The organism is Erythrobacter sp. (genome assembly GCA_019739335.1).
Taxonomy (GTDB): Bacteria; Pseudomonadota; Alphaproteobacteria; order Sphingomonadales; family Sphingomonadaceae; genus Alteraurantiacibacter.
On the sequence record CP073261.1, the window covers coordinates 226057 to 243401 of the forward strand.

The window sequence follows — 17345 nt, forward strand, 5'->3', positions numbered from 1 at the left end:
CCCTGGTTGGCCGTGCGCGCCATTGGCCGCACGGTCTTGATCCCTGCTGGCTCAATCGGATGCGGGGGTCGCCAAGTAAAACGGGCTGTTTCTATAAGTGCCCATTGACGGTGTGGATTATAGAAGGATGGTTCTAATTCACTCCGCGACCAGTACCTGCACCGGCCCCACCAAGCCCGACGGACGCAGCGGCGCATCGGGGGCGTAGGTCGGCAGGGCGGTGAAAGTGCCGCGCTCGGCTTGGGGCAGGTTTGCGTCCCCGATCAGCCGATTGACCCAGCGATTGGCTACGCGCACTTCGATGCTGTTGCTGCCCGGTCGCGCCAGCGCGCCGACATCGATCCGCCACGGCGCGCGCCAAAGCCCGCCTGCCCGCTCGCCATTGACCCACACTTCGGCCAGGTCATGGACTTCGCCCAGATCGATCCACAATGGTTCGCCCGCCGCCCAGCCGCGGGGTGTGGTGAAGGCGTTGGCATAGCTCGCCACGCCGGAGAAATAACGCAGCGCCGGATCGGCGGACTCGTCCCAGCGAACCAGTTCGCTCATCTGCATTGGCGCGGGACCACGGCGGCCTTCCTGGAAGCTGACCGTCCACGGGCTGTCGATCCTGGCGGCAACAGCCACCCCCGGTTCCGCGACGGCAGCACCGCCTGCTACGCTGTCTTCACGGAAGACGACGAAAATCGAATCATCACTCGCTAGCGAAAGCGGGATGATCGTTTCGCCGCCCTCGACCAGATAACTCACCGCCGATGAAGTTCCGGTCACACTGTTCCAAAGTTCAGGAACCTTACCGGTGACGCGGAAGCGCGCTTCGATGGTCTCCGCGCCCGCGCCCAGATTGCTGAGGAAGAACAAGCGTCCTCCATCGAATTCGCGCTCAACGAACGGGATCCGCGCAGCCGGACTGCCGCCGGTGAAGCGGAAAGCCGGGGCAACGCCCGCAGATGCCATCGCCGCTTCGACATCGATGGAAGCGATTACCCTCCCCGCCCCGGTCTCGCCGGACCACAGCGCATCGGCGAGCGCGGCAAATTCGTCGGTATCGTCGGCCAGGCTCGGCGTCGCTTGCGGCCGCGTGCCGATCAGCGTCGCCCCGCTCCGCACCAGCTCCGCCAGATTGCGCAGTACCGGCAGCGTCATCATGTGCGAGGTTCCGCCCAGGTAGATCGCCCGATACCGCGCGCCCCCGGTGGAAACCACCTCGCCATTTTCGACCGACAAGATCGTGCCCAGGCTGTCCGGGTTGACGAAATCCCATGCGTACGCCGTCGGCACAGCGGGCGCCGGACCCTGCTGATACAGCGCAGCGGGCGGCGCGTCTTCGCCGTAGAAGTAGGCGACATCGGCCACGTTGCGGCCCTGTTGCAGCAGATAGGCCGTGCGCGAGAGGTAATCGACCCACGGCCGCGCCAGCGGAGCCCAGCTTTCGTGGCGGTTGAAGTACTGGCCGAAAATGAAAAGCGACAGGCCGGGCACCACGTCGTCCTCCGGCTGGTGCACCGAGGTGTGGATCACGGGACGGTTGACGCCGTTGACGAATTCGAGATCAATGATCCGCTTCAGGTAACTCGGCACATGATCCCACGGCTGCATCGCCGAAGTCATGCTTTCCGCCGCCACGAAGTCGCGTCCGTACAGATTGGCGACCGAGGCCGCACCGCGGATATCGTAGACGTGGGCCGGATTCGGGCCGTCCTCGCGGCTGTGGGTCCACATCGCCGCCATCGGAATGTCGGCGTGGGAGCGCATCGACAAATCGTCTCCCAGCGACGGACGACCGTTCTCCAGCGCCTCGCCATAGACGATCAGGCCATTTTCGTGCGCCACCTGCGCCACAGTGCCGTAATGTTCGCTGGCGAGCAGATCGGCGAGAGTGCGACGGTAGTCATAGAGGAAGCGATCGCTCTCCGCGCGGCTGCCGACGATCGTTCCGGTCAGCGCAGGCAGCCAAGGCAGCGGATCATAGCCGCGCAAGGCAGTGAACTGCTCGATCATGCGCGGGGTCCAGTTGGCCGCGCCCACCTCGATGGAATCGGTCAGGATGGCATCGAGCATGTCCTGCTGGGCAATCGGCGCGTCGAGCGCGTCGGCATACATGCCCAGATAATGCTCAAGATAGCGGCGCACGGCGGGGCCGTCATACTTGTCCACTTCCAGCCCGGTGGCTTCGGGCGTGGCCGGGTGGTTGGTGGTGCCCAGCAGCGACCAACCCAGCCGCAGCACTTTCCAGCGACCGGGAGGCGGGGCCCAGTCGAGCGTGCCATCGGGGCGCATCTGCGCTGTCAAGTCGATCACGCTGGCGGGATCGACGGCGGAGGCCTGGTCATCGATGGTGCCAAGGTGGTAGTAATCGCGTTCGATCTCGAACCCGGCCTTGGCTTCGAAGTGGTCGATCACCGGCTCATCCAGCAACACCATTTCGGCAATGTTGATGGGCATGGTGGCGACCATCCCCCCGATGGCTGCCGGTCCGCCGCCAATCGCGCCGGGAGCCGGAGGAGCCATCGATGCGATGCCGAATTCCCCCGGCGCGAAGACGACGCGGAAATGCTGCGCGTTCACAGGCGCAAAGCTGGCCGTGGTCTGCGTCGGCAGTAGTTGCAGGTCGGCAACGCGGGTCCAGTCGGTCCCGTTGTCGCTGGCTTCCAGATAGGGCGCAAACATCGCACCGAGGAACATCGCCGCCGAGCCCGGAACGAAAGAGCGGATTGCGCTGACCGTCTGTGGCGCGGGATAGTCGAACCGCAGGGTGAGCGGTGTGCCGTCAGCCGGGCGCGCGATAGTCACAGCAGTGGCGAGGCTTCCGTCGCTGATCGGGGCCAGATCGACGGATTCCCCGCTCGATATGCTCACACGCGGCGCGGCCAGCGCGCTGGCAGCCGGCGCAGGAAAAGCGATCACCCGCACATCGCCGTAGGCACGCGGGGTCGCGGGATCGGCGTCGGGGCGGAACATCGATCCGCCACCCATCAGTTCGGACAGGCTCGGCTGTCTGGGGATGTCGAGAAACGGCCCTGTAGTGCTGGGTGGCAGCGGCAGGGTGCCGGTGAACGGCGCACCGCCCTCGACAATCGTCTCGCTCCACACCAGCTTCTTCAGCCCGTCTTCCGGCGGCACCCACGGCCCCCCGGTTTCGGACCAGCCGGGCGAAGCGGCAATCGCCATTTCCAGCCCCAATTCCTCGGCCCGCGTGCCTGCGAAGCGGAACGCTTCCTGCCAAGCGGGTTCCATGTAGATGAGCCGCTGATCGACCACCTGCGGCGTGGCGAGATTGGCGTCGAAATTCTGCACCCCGCCGATGCCGACCTGCTGCATCCACGCAAGGTCCGCCGCGATGCCCTCCTGCGTGATATTGCCGTTCATCCAGTGCCACCAGACGCGCGGGCGCGCGGCGTTGGGGGGATCGCGAAAGCCGGCGAGTAGCACGTCTCCGGCTACCGGCTGCGAAGTGCTGACTTGCGGCTCTGGCACTTGCGGGGTGCTAGCGCAGGCTGTCAGCGCCATGATCGAACAGGCCACTGCCAGTGCAAACTTCTTGGTCATTTCCATCTCCCCGCGCACTGCCCGCCCGTGAGCCGAAATTGCGCACGATCTTGTTCGAGTGGCCAGTTGATTTGGCCGATGCCTATCTAGCGAGGCGACAGGAGGGTGACCGAACAGCTCAGGCCTGACGACCCCGGATCAGCGCCATCCGCAGGCATTCGCAAGCCACCTCGTCACGCTGGTTGAGCAGACGATGCTTGAACGTGACGATCCCCGAACCGGGCCGCGACTTGCTTTCGCGCTTTTCCACCACCTCGGTTTCGGCGCGCAGGGTGTCGCCCAGAAACGTCGGCTTGGGATGCAGCAGCTTGTCATAGCCCAGATTGGCAACCAGCGTGCCCAGCGTGGTCTCGCTGACCGACAGGCCGACCATCAGCGCGAAAGTAAAAGTCCCGTTAACGAGGATCTGACCGAACTCGCTCGCCCGCGCGGCTTCGGCATCAATGTGCAGCGGCTGCGGATTGTGGGTCATGGTGGAGAACAGCAGATTGTCGGTCTCGGTCACCGTGCGCCGGATTTCGTGCGCGATGGTGTCCCCCACCTGCCATTCTTCAAAGAACCTGCCCGCCATGCTCTGCTAACTCCCGCTTAAAGACCCATGCACAGGTATTTGATTTCCAAGAAGTCATCCAGCCCGTGCCGCGATCCCTCGCGTCCCAGCCCCGATTGCTTGACACCACCAAAAGGCGCGACTTCGGTGGAGATCAGCCCTGTATTGATTCCCACGATCCCCGTCTCCATTGCCTCGGCAACGCGCCAGATCCGACCGATATCGCGGGCGTAGAAGTACCCCGCCAGTCCGAATTCAGTATCGTTCGCCATAGCGATGGCATCACCTTCCTCCTCGAACTTCACCAGCGCCGCCAGCGGCCCGAAGGTCTCTTCGCGCGCCACTTGCATGTCCTGTGTCACGCCGGTGAGCACGGTGGGTTCGAACCATGTGCGGCCCAGTTCGCTGCGCTTGCCGCCGGTTGTGACCTGCGCACCGCCAGCTATGGCATCGGCGAGGTGTTCCTCCACCTTCTCGACCGCCGCCTCATCGATCAACGGACCGATATCAACGCCCTTGTCCATCCCGGACCCCAGCTTCAATCCGGCCACCCGCGCTGTGAGTTTGCGGGCGAACTCTTCGTAAACCCCTGACTGCACATAGAACCTGTTGGTGCAGACACAGGTCTGCCCTCCGTTGCGGAACTTGGAAATCACTGCGCCTTCCACCGCCGCATCCAGATCGGCATCGTCGAACACGATGAAAGGCGCGTTGCCGCCGAGTTCCAGCGACAGCTTCTTGATCGTGTCCGCGCTCTGCCGCATCAGTTCGCGACCGACCTCGGTCGATCCGGTAAAGCTGATCTTGCGCACGACCGGGCTGGCGGTGATCGCCCCGCCGATATCCTTCGCGCTGCCGGTGACGATGTTCAGAACGCCCGCGGGAAGCCCCGCCTGTTCGGCCAGAACACCGATGGCGAGCGCCGAAAGCGGGGTCTGCGAAGCGGGCTTGAGCACCACCGTACAGCCCGCCGCAAGCGCCGGGCCGAGCTTGCGCCCGATCATCGCCGAAGGGAAATTCCACGGCGTAATCGCGCCCACCACCCCGATCGGCTGGCGCAGTGTGACAATCCGCCGGTCTGCCGCGTGGGATGGGATAACCTCGCCATAGGCGCGCTTCCCCTCCTCGGCGAACCATTCGATGAAGCTGGCCGAATAGGCGATTTCGCCTTCCGCTTCGGCAAGCGGCTTGCCTTGCTCGCGCGTCAGAAGTTCGCCCAGCAAATGCTTGTTTTCGATCATCAGATCGAACAGGCGGCGCAGTACTTTCGCGCGATCGCCCGCCGTGCGCACGCGCCATGCGGGCAATGCGGCGGCAGCGGCGGCGATAGCGCGGTCGGTTTCTGCCTTCCCCATGCGCGGGACGGTTGTGATGATCTCTCCGCTCGCCGGATCTTCCACCGGCAGCGTTGCCCCATCATCGGCTTCGCACCATTCGCCGCCGATCAGGCAGTGGCTGCGAATCAGGTCGGATAGCTGCATCGGCAAGACTCCAAAGGGCCATATCGCGCGTAGCGCGGTTCGATACCGGCGGCGATAAAGGCAAAATGCGGCATGTCCAGCAAGCTCGCCTCCTGCATTATCGTTGATGCAAATTCATCAGGCCTGCGATGCTCCACCATTGTCGAACGTGCCGGATTCCTCGCTAATTACTCTGTTCTTTCTGGGACTCGCGCGTTGCGATGACAAAGCCGGTCACGCTGACCGCGCTCGCTGCCAGCACCGCCAGCGCCGCACCGGTCGCGCCCCACCATTCGACCAGCCACGGCAATGCGCCGATAGCGATGAAGGTGGGAATGCCGCGGAGCAAGAAGTTGGTAATCGCCTTTCCACGCGCCACCAGCAGCGCTTCCAGACTCGCTCCGGCCAGTTCAAGCGCCGCCGCCGCAGCCAAAAGCACCATCGGGATATAGGCCGCGAGATATGCACCGCCTGCGACGGCCATGATAACCCACTGCCCCGCCAACAGCGCGACGACGATTACAGCCGCACCGGTGATGATGGCGATGCGGGTGATCTGCGCGGCAATGGCCTTGGCCTTGTCAGGCTCTCGCACCAGTTCAGGGTAAGTCGCACGCAGCAGCGCCTGCGCCAGCTTGAGCAATCCTTCGCCGAGCTGCGATGCGACGCGGTATATCCCTGCTAGCGCCGGGCCGCCGAGCGTGCCCACCAGCAACACCATCAATTGGCGGCTCGCCACGGTCAGCGTTCCGGTCAGGCTCGTGCCGATCACGAAGCTCCACGATTTCTCGCCAGCTGCCCGCCGTTCACTTGGGAGGCGGGTCAGGCTGAAGCGGCGCCAGTGGATCGGCTCGGTAGTCGCGGCCATCCGCCAGTACATGGCTGCCGTAGCCAGCTCCGCCAGCGCCCAGACGATCAGGAACGACTGGATGCTAGGCGTCACAACGGTGATGAACAGCGCCCCGATCACCCGCACCATGCTGGTCGTGGCATCGGCAGCCGCGGCGCGGGCGTAGCGATCATGCAGCCGCAGCAGCCCTGTCGGCGTGGAACGGATCGAGACCAGCGAAACGACGGTGAAGATGAAGGTTGCCATCCGTTGCGGTTCCGGAATCGGCAGCCAGTCTCCGGCGAAGGCGAGCAACAGTCCGGAGACTGTAGTGCCGACGACAATAGTCACCGCATCAAGCGCGAGCGCGAAGCCGGTAACTGTCTTGCGTCCTTCGATATCCTGCCCCCAACGGATGATCGATTGCCAGGTCTGGAAACTGGCGAACCCGACCACGATCTGCGCGAAGGAGAAGGCGATCACGAACTGGCCGAACCGGTCCAGCCCCAAAACGCGGGTCGCGATCGCCAGATAAACCAGGCTGAGCACCGCATTGATGCCCCGCGCGCCCATCAGCCAGCCGGTGTTGGTTAGAGCGCGGCGGATCATGCCCCTGCCCTGCCCCAGCCAGTGCGCAAATGCAAAAGCCTTGTGTCCGGCTACCCCCGGCCGTTCACGCCAGTTCCTAGGGCGCAGGCGGCAAGGGTGGTTGTGGATTATTGGGGGTTAGGATCAACTCGTTTGCCTCGATCCGCACAGAGGCCAGCCGCGAAAGCAGGTTCATACCGATGACATTGGTGCCGCCCAGCCCTGGCGCGATCACCGCGTCCAGCCCGTTGGCGGCGACATTGCCGAAGCGTAGGCTGTCGATATTGGTCATGTAGGCGGCAACAGTGCCATTCGCGGTGTTGAGGCGGATGGGCAGGCCGCCGTCACGCTCTTCCAGACCGGCGGCACGGGCGGTATCTTCGGACACTGCCGTCAGCGTTGCTCCGGTATCGACAAGGAAGGCCGCGCGGTGCCCGTTCACGTCGGCCTCCAACCAGTAGTGCCCGTCAACATGCATCGGCACACGGGTTTCCGTCCCTACCACCACCTGTTCGGGCAGGCCGATCTCGGGGACTGCGATCGAAAAGCGCGGATCGAGCCGCGACAATTGCAGCACGACCAGCAGCAACACGCCAACCAGCGCAACGGTGCTGCCGAGCCGGAGCAGTTTGCCTAGTAGCGGCACCCGCGCCATCAGGAGCGAACCGATCAAACCGGCAAGCATCGCGATCATTGCCGCCAGCAGCAACCCCGAGCGCGGGATTTCGCGGATCGAATGCGCCAGCTGGTCGAAGATCGGGGCGAGGTCCATCTGCGTTATATAGCGCGGGATTTTCGCATTGCGATGAACAGCATTACGCGGTCCATATCAGGGCGCGCTGCGCGGGATCGTGGCTTGGGCGAGCACCAGCGAGAAGCGGTCCGCGCTGTCGGTCCACCGCTTTACCGGAGTCCAGTGCCCGGCCAGCAGCAGCATATTGGCGCTGCGCTTGCCGAACTTGTGGCTGTTTTCCGTGTGGATCGATTCGCCCGCCCGCATGGAGAATTCCTTGCCCGAAACGGTGAACTGCACGTCGCGGGTGGCGACGAGGTGCATCTCGATCCGGGCGTAGATATCCACCCAGCGTGCTTCGTGGCGGAAGGCGTCTTCGGGGATGGTGCCCGAAAGCTCGCGGTTGATGCGGGTGATGAGGTTGCGGTTGAACGCGGCGGTCACGCCTGCGGCATCGTCATAGGCAGCTTCGAGCACCTTGCGGTCCTTGATCAGGTCCATCCCGATCAGCAGCAGCGAGCCGTCGCCCAGGGTGGCGCGCATTTCGCGCAGCAGGTCGACCGCCGTGCGCGGCACCATGTTGCCAATGGTAGAGCCGGGGAAGAAGCCGAGCTTGGGCAGGCCTGCCACTTCTTCCGGCAACTGCACCCGCTTGGTGAAATCAGCCTCGACCGGATGTACCGGCAGGCCGGGGAACTTGGCGGCCAGATCGGCAGCGGCGGCGCGCAGGAAATCGCCCGAGATATCGAGCGGCACATAGGCACCCGGCGCAATGGCAGAGAGCAGCAGCGGGGTCTTGACCGAAGAGCCGGAGCCGAATTCAACCACTGCCCGTCCCGGCCCGATCAGCTTGGCGAACTGCTCGCCCTTGTTCGAAAGGATCTCGGTTTCGGCACGGGTCGGGTAATATTCGGGGACGCCGGTAATATCCTCGAACAGCTGCGAACCCCGCTCGTCATAGAACCATCGCGCCGGGATGGCTTTCTGCTCCTGCGCCAAGCCTTTCAGCACGTCGGCGCGGAAGGCGCGGTCCACACCATCGGCGTCCAGATCGACGAGGCGAATGCCCGCTTGTTCGCTCATCACAGATCCTTTGCAAGGCGCAGGCCGGTGAACTGCCAACGCTGCTGGGGGTAGAAGAAATTGCGGTAGGAGGCGCGCGAATGGCCGCGCACCGTCGCGCAGCTGGCGCCTTTGAGCACCCACTGCCCGGCCATGAACTTGCCGTTGTACTCGCCCACCGCGCCGTCGGCTGGCTTGAAGCGCGGATAGGGGAGATATGCGGAGCGGGTGAACTGCCAGACATCGCCGAACAGCTCGCCCGTGCCGACCGGAATCGGCGGCGCGGCAATGTCGAGCTGGTTGCCCGCGCCGGCATCGAAGCGCTGCTCGCTGCCCACCACGTCCTGCCCGCGCGCGATGGCTTCCCACTCGAACTCAGTCGGCAGCCGCGCGCCCGCCCAGGTGGCGAAGGCATCGGCCTCGTAATAGGAGATATGGCAGACAGGCGCGTGCGGATCGCGCGGCTGCCAGCCGGAATGGGTGAACTGTTCGTCGCCCTCGTCTTGAGCGCGCCAGTAGAGCGGCGCGCCAATGCTGCACCGCTGGACCCAAGCCCAGGCGTCTGACAGCCACAGGCGGGCATCGCGATAGCCGCCTTCGGCGATGAACTGCGCCCATTCGGCGTTGGTGACGAGGCGGCGCGATAGGGCGAAGGGTTCGAGCAGCACCCGGTGCGCGGGGCCTTCGTTGTCGAACGCGAAGCCGCCTTCCTGATGGCCGACGCGTGCAATGCCGCCGGGGTGGGTAAGCCATTCGTCGCTTTGTGAACTCCCGCGCAGGCGGGAGTCTTGTGTGGCCTCGTTGGACAATTCGAGCAGACCCCCGCCTTCGCGGGGACTCGCGTCGTGCGGCCACATCGCCGGGCCGAGCGGGTTCTTGCTGAAGGCGTGCTTGATGTCGGTAAGCAGCAGTTCGATGTGCTGCTCCTCATGGGCGATCCCCAGGGCGATCAGATCGGCGTGGGCAGAATCTTCCAACAAGCTTTCCATCGCTGCATCGACATGGGCACGCCAGTCGAGCACTTCGCCCAGCGTGGGGCGCGACAGCAGCCCGCGATTGGCGCGAGCGATCCGGTCACCCTCGGCCTCGTAATAGGAATTGAACAGGAACGGAAAACGCTCGTCATGCAGGCGATAGCCGGACGCGTGATCGCGTAGCAGGAAGGTTTCCCAGAACCACGTCGTATGCGCCGCGTGCCATTTCGCGGGCGAGGCGTCGTCCATCGACTGCACCGTGGCGTCGGCCTCGCTCAGCGCGGCGAGCAGGCTCTCGGTCAGCGCTCGGGTGCGGCGAAAACGCGCGCCGAGCGAAGGCGGGGCGGCGAAATCCGCGCTGGGGCGAGTGTGTCTGCTGGGTGGGGGCAAGGCCCTCTCCTGTCGGCGTGATCGATTCCGTCATCCCAACATGGGCGAAGGCTTTGCCGAAGGGAACCCTCGGCAATGGGTCATGTTCCCGCCAATACGCGCCGAGTGCGCGAGCAGTTACGCTGCTGCCCGCGCCCGATCCTTCAATTCCAGGTTGAGCATTTCCGCCAGCAGGAAGGCCAGTTCCAGCGATTGCGCGGCGTTAAGGCGCGGATCGCAATGGGTGTGGTAGCGGTCATTCAGCCCGGCATCGGTGATCGCAATCGCGCCGCCGGTGCATTCGGTCACGTCCTGCCCGGTCATTTCCAGGTGGATGCCCCCCGCATGGGTGCCTTCCGCGCGGTGGACCGCAAAGAAACCACGCACTTCGGCGAGGATGCGGTCGAAGGGCCGCGTCTTGTAGCCGCTGTCCGCCTTGATGACATTGCCATGCATCGGATCGCAGCTCCACACCACCGGATGCCCGGCGCGGGTGACTGCCCGGACCAGCGGCGGCAAGCCCTTTTCCACCTTGTCATGCCCGAAGCGGGCGATCAGCGTGATCCGCCCCGGCTCGCGCGCGGGATTGAGCACATCGAGCATGTGCAGCAGCGCGTCCGGCTCAAGGCTCGGCCCGCATTTCACGCCGATGGGGTTGTTCACTCCGCGCAGGAATTCGACATGGGCGGAGTCGATAAAGCGCGTACGGTCCCCGATCCACAGCATGTGCGCGGAGGTGTCATACCAGTCGCCGGTGAGCGAATCCTGCCGCGTCATCGCCTCTTCGTACGGCAGCAGCAGCGCTTCGTGGCTGGTGTAGAAGCTGGTCGCCTTGAGGTTCGGATCGTTCTCGATATCGACCCCGCAGGCGTCCATGAAATCGAGCGCTTCGCCGATCCGGTCGGCGATGGTCTGGAACTGGTCCGCCCACGGACTACGGCCCATGAAATCGAGCGTCCAGCGATGGACTTCGCGCAGGTTGGCATAGCCGCCGCCGGCAAAGGCGCGCAGCAGGTTCAATGTGGCCGCAGCCTGCGAATAGGCGCGTAGCATCCGCTGCGGATCGTTGCGGCGGGTTTCGGGCGTGAACTCGATCCCGTTGACGTTGTCGCCGAAGTAGCTCGGCAGGGTCACATCACCGATGGTTTCGAAATCGGAGCTGCGCGGCTTGGCGAATTGCCCGGCCATGCGCCCGACTTTCACCACCGGCATCTTGCTGGCGAAGGTTAGCACGGCGGCCATTTGCAGGATCACGCGGAAGGTATCGCGGATATTGTTGGCGCTGAATTCGGCAAAGCTTTCGGCGCAGTCGCCGCCCTGGAGAAGGAAGGCCCCACCATTGGCGACCGTGCCCAGTTCTGCCTTCAGCTTGCGCGCTTCCCCGGCAAAGACCAGGGGCGGAAACCCGGCGAGCACTTGCGTGGCATCGGCCAGCGCCTGCGCGTCATCATAGGCGGGCAGGTGCTTCGCGGTGAAGTTGTCCTGCCTCCAGCTTGCGGGATTCCAATTCTGTGCCACTTGGTTCAACTCGTTCATACAGCGCCCATCCCCGGCGGGACGCAACAGGCCAATGGTGCGGGGATGCGGCGGTCCCTACAATCGGCGGCGCGAGGGCGCAAAGGTTACTTGCGATACCTTTGCGAGGGGAATGCGGACCTCAGCGCCCGGCCACCGCCGACGTCGCCCCGGCTCCACCCGCTTCGGGCAGCACCTGCAAGCGCCAGCCGGGCCGGGCCAGGTAGCGCTTAGCCAGTTCCTGCATTTCATCCACCGTCGCCTGGTCATAGTCGGAGTAAATCGTCGGCAGATAGGCGATGCGGTTGGGATCGAAGCCCGCGCCCTGCAACTGGTTAAGCCAGAAGGTGTGCCCGGTCTGCGCGCGCAGCAGGAACTGCCGCGAGGGTTCCACCGCGCGCTCCAGCTCGTCCGGCGTGGGGCCGGTGGTAGCCAGATCGCGGGCGATCTGCTGCGCCATGTCGAAGAACGTGGGCAGCAGTTCCGGCTCGATCTGCACCAACGCGAACATCACCCCGCCGCTATCGACATCGAGCGGCCAGTCGGCAGCCACGAACGGCGAATAGGCGGCTCCGGCGCGTTCACGCAGGGCATCGAGCAGGCGGTTGGAGAAGATCTGCGACAGCAGGTCGAGCTTGCGGCTCTGGACGATGCCCTCGGAGCCACCGCCAAGCGGCCAGGCAATCACGGCCGCCGCCTGATCGGCATCGCCCGCGTGGGTCAGCGTACGCGGTTCCGAATCCGCCTCGGGGAATTCCACCCCGCGCGCCTCCATTTCGGCGGGCAGCGGATTGCGCGCAGGCATGGCACCAAATGTGCGGCCGAGCGCGGCGATGGTGTTGTCACGGTCAATGTCGCCGAATACCGCGACTTCCACCGTCCCTTGTGCCAGCAGTCGCTCCCAGACTTCGCGGAAGCCTTCGGGCGTGGCCGCCTGCATCTGTGCGGGGGTAGGCGTGGCAAAACGCGGGTCGTCATCGCGCAGCAGCCAGTCAAGATCGCGGTTGAGCACGCCGTTAGGATCACGCCCGTAGCTGTCGTAGGCGATCAGTGCCGATGCCCGCGCCCGCTCCACCGGGTTCGGGTCCCAGCTCGGATTGGCGAGCTTGGCGGCGAACAGATAGAGTTGCTGCTCCAGATCTTCCTGCCGGGTGAGTCCCTGAAACTGGAAGGTGCCATCGTCGATGGTAAAGTCGAATGACAGCTTGCGATCCGCCGCAATGCGATCGAGATCGTTCTGGCGAAGCGGGCCGATGCCCGAATTGACCAGCGCGAGCGGGCCAAGCGCAGCGTAAACCGCTTCGTCATCTTCGAATGCGCGCCAGCCGCCGCCGAACCGCACCCGTACTGTCACGCGGCCGGGTTCGTTATCGGTATCCATCAGCAGTGCGCGCACGCCGTTGGGAAAGGTGAGCCGCTCGACGCCAAGTACGCCAATCGGTTCGCGACTGGTTGGCATCGTCGGCGCGCCGATTGCAGGCAGATCGGCGAAATTGATGGCTTCGGCAGCGTCACGGGCAACATTGCTCGCCACGACCGGTTCGGCGAGCGCGGCCGCCAGTTGCGCTTCGGTCGCTTCGCCCGGAGCGGGCGTGAGCATGACCGAGCGGATCACCTCACCTTCGAACAGTTCCTGCGTCGCGCCGAGCACGTCGGCAGGCGTGAAACGCGGGGCGATCGAGCGGAACACTTCGAGGAAGGTTTCCGGGCTCGCCACGGCTTCGCGAATGTCCACCGCCTGCACGATCTGGTCGGCGAGCGAGGACCCCGCCTGGATGCGCGATTGCTCAACCATGTCGACAAAGGCGACATCGAACTGCGCCACCGCCTGATCGATCTCCGACTGCGCGGGCGCTTCGGCAAGCGCATCGGCGATCACGCTGCGGACATCGTCCAGCGCGGTTTCCCAGTCGTCGGTCAGCGGCGCGAAGGTGATGAAAGTGCCATCGACCGAGCGGCTGATCTTTTCCCGGCCAACCCCGGCGAACAGAAAGCTGCCCCCGGCGCGGGCGCGGTTTTCCAGCCGCCGGTTGACCACTGCTGCGGCGACCTGCCCCAGCAGGTTGCGGCGGTTGTATTCGAGGTTGTCCACCACTTCGACCCACGGGCGCATCACCGCATAGGTAACGCCGCGCGGCTGGCCGGGTTCGACGATCACATTGACCTCGCCCACCGGATAGTCCGGATCGGCACCGGCGGGTGCGACCGGATCGCCGAAATCAGGCGCGGGGACGAAGGGACCGTTGCCCTGCCACCCGGCGAAGTGTTCCTCCACGATAGATGCCAGCACGCGCGGATCGGCATCGCCGACCAGCACGACCACGGCGTTTTCGGGGCGGTACCAGCGCTGGTGGAAGGCCTGCACGGCCTGCGCAGTGGCACCCTGCAACGTCTCCACCGTGCCGATGGGGCTGCGCTCGGCCAGCAATTGCCCGGCAAAGAAAGTACCGGTCGTCTCTTCGGCCACCCGCCGCTGCGGCCCGGCCTGCTCGCGCCGTTCGCTGAGCACGATCGGCACATCAGCTGCGAGATTCTCCGCCGAGAGCCGGGGCGAGATTACCATCCCGGCAAAGCGCCGCACGCTGTCGTCGAGCGTGGTGCGATTGGCGTTGGGCAGGTTGAGGTTGTAGGTCGTCGCCGTGGGGCTGGTGCTGGCATTGGTATCGAAACCGAAGCTCGCGCCGAGCCGCTGGAAATGCGCAATCGCCTCGCCGGGACCGAAAGTGGAGCTTTCGCGGAACACCATGTGTTCGAGCAGGTGGGCAAAGCCGCGCTCGCTGTCTTCCTCGTGCAGCGAACCGGCATCGATGCGGACCCGCAGACTGGCCTGGCACGGCGGCACGTCGTTCTGCCGCACTGCATAGCGCACACCGTTGGGCATTTCGCCGAACAGCCACTGCTCGTCCACCGGGATATCCGTGCCGCGATAGATCCATGGATCGTCGGGCATCGCATATTGCGGCTGGTCGTCGGCAGTGGCGCGGATGATGCAATCCTGCGCGAATACAGGAATCGGCGCGGCCAGCGGCGCGAGCAGCGCAAGCGGGAGGAAAGCGCGAGTGGCGCGGGAAAGAAAAGTCATGGCGCTCCAATTGCTGGGCGATGAATGAAGGTCCGGTGAATAGGCCCGAAGAATTGCTTGCGCCAGCCTCCCTTAGGCCCCGCCTTGCCGCAGCGCCTTCGCGCGCCTACATCCCACATATGTTCATCGAGACCGAAACCACGCCCAACCCCGCGACGCTCAAGTTCCTGCCCGGTCGGGCAGTGATGCCATCGGGCACCCGCGATTTCGCCACGCCCGAAGATGCCGAGGCCAGCCCACTGGCGCAGGCGCTGTTCGATACCGGCGAAGTGACCGGGGTGTTTTTCGGCAGCGATTTCGTTTCCGTCACTGCCGCGCCCGGCACCTCGTGGAGCGACCTCAAGCCGCAGGTCGTCGCGGTACTGCTCGATCACTTCGTTTCCGAAGCTCCGCTTTTCGCAGGGGGCGACGCCAGCGGCTTCGCGGTTCCGGCGGAAGACGACGCCAGCGATTTCGGCAATGACGATGGCACCGAGGATATTGTCGCCCAGATCAACGAGCTGATCGAAACCCGCGTCCGCCCCGCGGTTGCCAGCGATGGCGGCGACATTCGCTATCGCGGGTTCCGGGACGGGGTGGTGTTCCTGCAGATGCAGGGTGCCTGCTCGGGCTGCCCCAGTTCCGCTGCCACGCTCAAGCACGGCATCGAGGGGCTGCTGAAGCATTACGTTCCCGAAGTGAAGGAAGTCCGCGCAGCCTAAGCGGTCTCGCGTGAACCATCCTGCGCTTGCCGCGTTCGTGGCAGTGAACCCATCCCCATCATCCCGCAACGGAGACCCCTCGCCGTGACCGAAACCCTTTCCGACGCCGCGCTCGACCAGCTCTTCCGCGAAGCTCGCAGCTTCAACGGCTGGCTCGACCAGCCGGTGAGCGACGAACAGATCCACGCGATTTACGAATTGACCAAGATGGGGCCGACATCGGCCAACCAGCAGCCGGGCCGATTTGTCTGGTGCAAATCGCAGGAGTCGCGGGAGCGGCTGGCGGCCCATGCCTCTGAAGGCAACAAGAAGAAGATCCTCACCGCGCCGGTCTGCGTCGTGATCGGTTACGATCTCGATTTCCATGAGCAGTTGCCGTGGCTGTTCCCGCACACTGATGCCAAAAGCTGGTTCACCGGCAGCGAGGAATCCCGCAAGGAAAGCGCGTTCCGCAATTCGGTGCTGCAAGGCGCATACCTGATGCTGGCGGCGCGATCGCTCGGCCTTGATTGCGGGCCGATGTCGGGCTTCGACCAGGACGGGGTGACGAAGGAATTCTTCGCCGACCAGCCGCGTTACCGCGCCGACTGGCTGTGCTCGATCGGCTATGGCGACAAGACCACCATTTTCGACCGCAGCCCGCGCCCGGAATTTGCCACCTTCAACAAACTGATCTGATCGCGCATAGCCGCAGATGATGCGGATATTGGCGATAGACTGTGCGACCGAGGCCTGTTCGGCGGCGCTGTTCGACGGCGGAGCGCTGGTCGATGGCCGGTTCGAACTGCTGCATCGCGGCCACGCCGAACGGCTGGTGCCGATGATCGCCGAACTGCCGGACAAGGGCCGAGCAGATCGCATTCTCGTCTCCCTCGGCCCCGGCAGCTTTACCGGCGTGCGGATCGGGCTGGCGGCGGCGCGCGCGCTGGGGCTGGCCTGGGGTGCGGAAGTGTTCGGCTATCCGACCATGGCTCTGGTGGCGGCGATGGCGCAGGAAGAGCATCCTGACAGACCGCTGACTGTGTGCACGACTGGCGGGCATGGCGAATGGTTCGTGCAGGAGTTCGGTGCCGTTGGCCTGCCGCTGGCCGAAGTGATTTCCCAGACGCCTGAAGCAGCGAAGCGCTCCCTTCGCAATTCGATAGTCGCGGGAAGCAGGGCCGGCGACCTTTTGGCAAATAGTGGCGCAGAAGCGATCGCACTCGACATCCTCCCCGATGCCCGCTGCGCCCACTTGCTGCCGCCCGCACTCCTCACCCCTGCCCTCAGCCCGATCTACGGGCGCCCGCCCGACGCGCGGTTACCGGGGGCAGTTTGATGGGAAATCCGGTCGAAGCGATCATGGTGGTCATGCGCGAAGCCTTCGACAGCAGGTACGGCGAGGCATGGACCGAACGGCAGGTAGCCGACGCGTTGCTGACGCCCAACACGCATTTCATGATCTCCGGCTGGGGCGACGGCGCAGAATGCGATCCCGCCAAGGCGACAGGCTTCGCCCTCTCCCGCCAAGCGCTAGACGAGGAAGAACTGCTACTGATCGCAGTGCGTCCACAATTTCGCGGCACCGGAGTGGGGCGGCAATTGCTCGCCGATTTCATTGCCGAAGCGCGCGAACGGGGCACGATCAAGATCTTCCTCGAAATGCGCTGCGGAAATCGCGCCGAACATCTCTATCGCAAGGCGGGCTTTGTCCAGGTCGGCTTGCGGCGCGGCTACTATCGCGGGGCTCTGGGCGGCCCGATCGACGCGATTACTTTCGCGCTCGACCTTGGATGACTTTAGACTGCGTATAATTGCGCTTCCCAATATGTAATTGGTCGAAAACTCCCCTCATAATTGCGCAAATACCCTTGAAGTGCCAAAACATTGAGCGCAAAGGGCGAGCCGAGCCGGTTCCGCTAAACGAGTCTCGGCGAAAACAACGGGTACGCAA

Annotated in this window: 13 protein-coding genes; 4 read left to right on the plus strand and 9 right to left on the minus strand. The window is 64.6% G+C overall.

The genetic code is table 11. The features are described 5' to 3' along the window. Nucleotides 1–138 precede the first annotated feature (138 nt). The 9 genes from JY451_01145 to JY451_01185 form a co-directional block, all read right to left on the minus strand. Nucleotides 139–3549: a glycoside hydrolase gene (locus tag JY451_01145; GenBank protein QZH75270.1), complete on the minus strand. Its 3411-nt coding sequence runs from the start codon at nt 3547–3549 to the stop codon at nt 139–141. Between the two features lie 118 nt (nt 3550–3667). Further along, on the minus strand, nt 3668–4120 hold the full coding sequence (locus JY451_01150) for a MaoC family dehydratase (GenBank protein QZH75271.1): 453 nt from the start codon (nt 4118–4120) through the stop codon (nt 3668–3670). A gap of 17 nt (nt 4121–4137) precedes the next feature. Continuing rightward, complete coding sequence (locus JY451_01155; protein ID QZH75272.1) at nt 4138–5586, minus strand: NAD-dependent succinate-semialdehyde dehydrogenase; 1449 nt, start codon at nt 5584–5586, stop codon at nt 4138–4140. A 157-nt stretch (nt 5587–5743) separates the two neighbouring features. Beyond that, the gene (locus JY451_01160; protein QZH75273.1) at nt 5744–6997 is read right to left on the minus strand and encodes a lipopolysaccharide biosynthesis protein; all 1254 of its coding nucleotides are present in this window, start codon (nt 6995–6997) and stop codon (nt 5744–5746) included. A 76-nt stretch (nt 6998–7073) separates the two neighbouring features. Continuing rightward, nucleotides 7074–7748: a TIGR02281 family clan AA aspartic protease gene (locus JY451_01165; GenBank protein ID QZH75274.1), complete on the minus strand. Its 675-nt coding sequence runs from the start codon at nt 7746–7748 to the stop codon at nt 7074–7076. A 57-nt stretch (nt 7749–7805) separates the two neighbouring features. Beyond that, entirely contained in the window at nt 7806–8792 is a 987-nt protein-coding gene (gene egtD / locus JY451_01170; protein QZH75275.1) for an L-histidine N(alpha)-methyltransferase, read from the minus strand. Next, on the minus strand, nt 8792–10135 hold the full coding sequence (gene egtB, locus JY451_01175) for an ergothioneine biosynthesis protein EgtB (GenBank protein QZH75276.1): 1344 nt from the start codon (nt 10133–10135) through the stop codon (nt 8792–8794). The genes egtD and egtB overlap by 1 nt, the downstream gene beginning before the upstream one ends. Nucleotides 10136–10252: 117 nt before the next feature. Beyond that, nucleotides 10253–11650: a 3-deoxy-7-phosphoheptulonate synthase class II gene (locus JY451_01180; protein QZH75277.1), complete on the minus strand. Its 1398-nt coding sequence runs from the start codon at nt 11648–11650 to the stop codon at nt 10253–10255. A gap of 121 nt (nt 11651–11771) precedes the next feature. Beyond that, complete coding sequence (locus JY451_01185) at nt 11772–14711, minus strand: insulinase family protein (protein ID QZH75278.1); 2940 nt, start codon at nt 14709–14711, stop codon at nt 11772–11774. Between the two features lie 119 nt (nt 14712–14830). Between JY451_01185 and JY451_01190 the strand changes: the two genes are divergently transcribed. From JY451_01190 to JY451_01205, 4 genes are all read left to right on the plus strand, one after another. Continuing rightward, nucleotides 14831–15412, plus strand: coding sequence for a NifU family protein (locus JY451_01190; protein QZH75279.1), 582 nt, complete (start codon nt 14831–14833; stop codon nt 15410–15412). An 84-nt stretch (nt 15413–15496) separates the two neighbouring features. Beyond that, nucleotides 15497–16090 (plus strand): malonic semialdehyde reductase, encoded by a 594-nt coding sequence (locus JY451_01195; GenBank protein ID QZH75280.1) that lies wholly within the window; start codon nt 15497–15499, stop codon nt 16088–16090. A gap of 19 nt (nt 16091–16109) precedes the next feature. Next, nucleotides 16110–16730, plus strand: a complete 621-nt coding sequence (gene tsaB, locus JY451_01200) for a tRNA (adenosine(37)-N6)-threonylcarbamoyltransferase complex dimerization subunit type 1 TsaB (protein QZH76485.1) — start codon at nt 16110–16112, stop codon at nt 16728–16730. Between the two features lie 23 nt (nt 16731–16753). Then, the gene (locus tag JY451_01205) at nt 16754–17188 is read left to right on the plus strand and encodes a GNAT family N-acetyltransferase (GenBank protein QZH76486.1); all 435 of its coding nucleotides are present in this window, start codon (nt 16754–16756) and stop codon (nt 17186–17188) included. Nucleotides 17189–17345: the final 157 nt, after the last annotated feature.

Bases quoted from the DNA above. Each gene is read 5' to 3' on its own strand.
- tsaB (QZH76485.1), top strand. From the start codon at position 16,110: ATGCGGATATTGGCGATAGACTGTGCGACCGAGGCCTGTTCGGCGGCG.
- JY451_01150 (QZH75271.1), bottom strand. From the start codon at position 4,120: ATGGCGGGCAGGTTCTTTGAAGAATGGCAGGTGGGGGACACCATCGCG.
- JY451_01185 (QZH75278.1), bottom strand. From the start codon at position 14,711: ATGACTTTTCTTTCCCGCGCCACTCGCGCTTTCCTCCCGCTTGCGCTG.
- egtD (QZH75275.1), bottom strand. From the start codon at position 8,792: ATGAGCGAACAAGCGGGCATTCGCCTCGTCGATCTGGACGCCGATGGT.
- JY451_01190 (QZH75279.1), top strand. From the start codon at position 14,831: ATGTTCATCGAGACCGAAACCACGCCCAACCCCGCGACGCTCAAGTTC.
- JY451_01165 (QZH75274.1), bottom strand. From the start codon at position 7,748: ATGGACCTCGCCCCGATCTTCGACCAGCTGGCGCATTCGATCCGCGAA.
- JY451_01145 (QZH75270.1), bottom strand. From the start codon at position 3,549: ATGACCAAGAAGTTTGCACTGGCAGTGGCCTGTTCGATCATGGCGCTG.
- JY451_01160 (QZH75273.1), bottom strand. From the start codon at position 6,997: ATGATCCGCCGCGCTCTAACCAACACCGGCTGGCTGATGGGCGCGCGG.
- JY451_01180 (QZH75277.1), bottom strand. From the start codon at position 11,650: ATGAACGAGTTGAACCAAGTGGCACAGAATTGGAATCCCGCAAGCTGG.
- JY451_01205 (QZH76486.1), top strand. From the start codon at position 16,754: ATGGTGGTCATGCGCGAAGCCTTCGACAGCAGGTACGGCGAGGCATGG.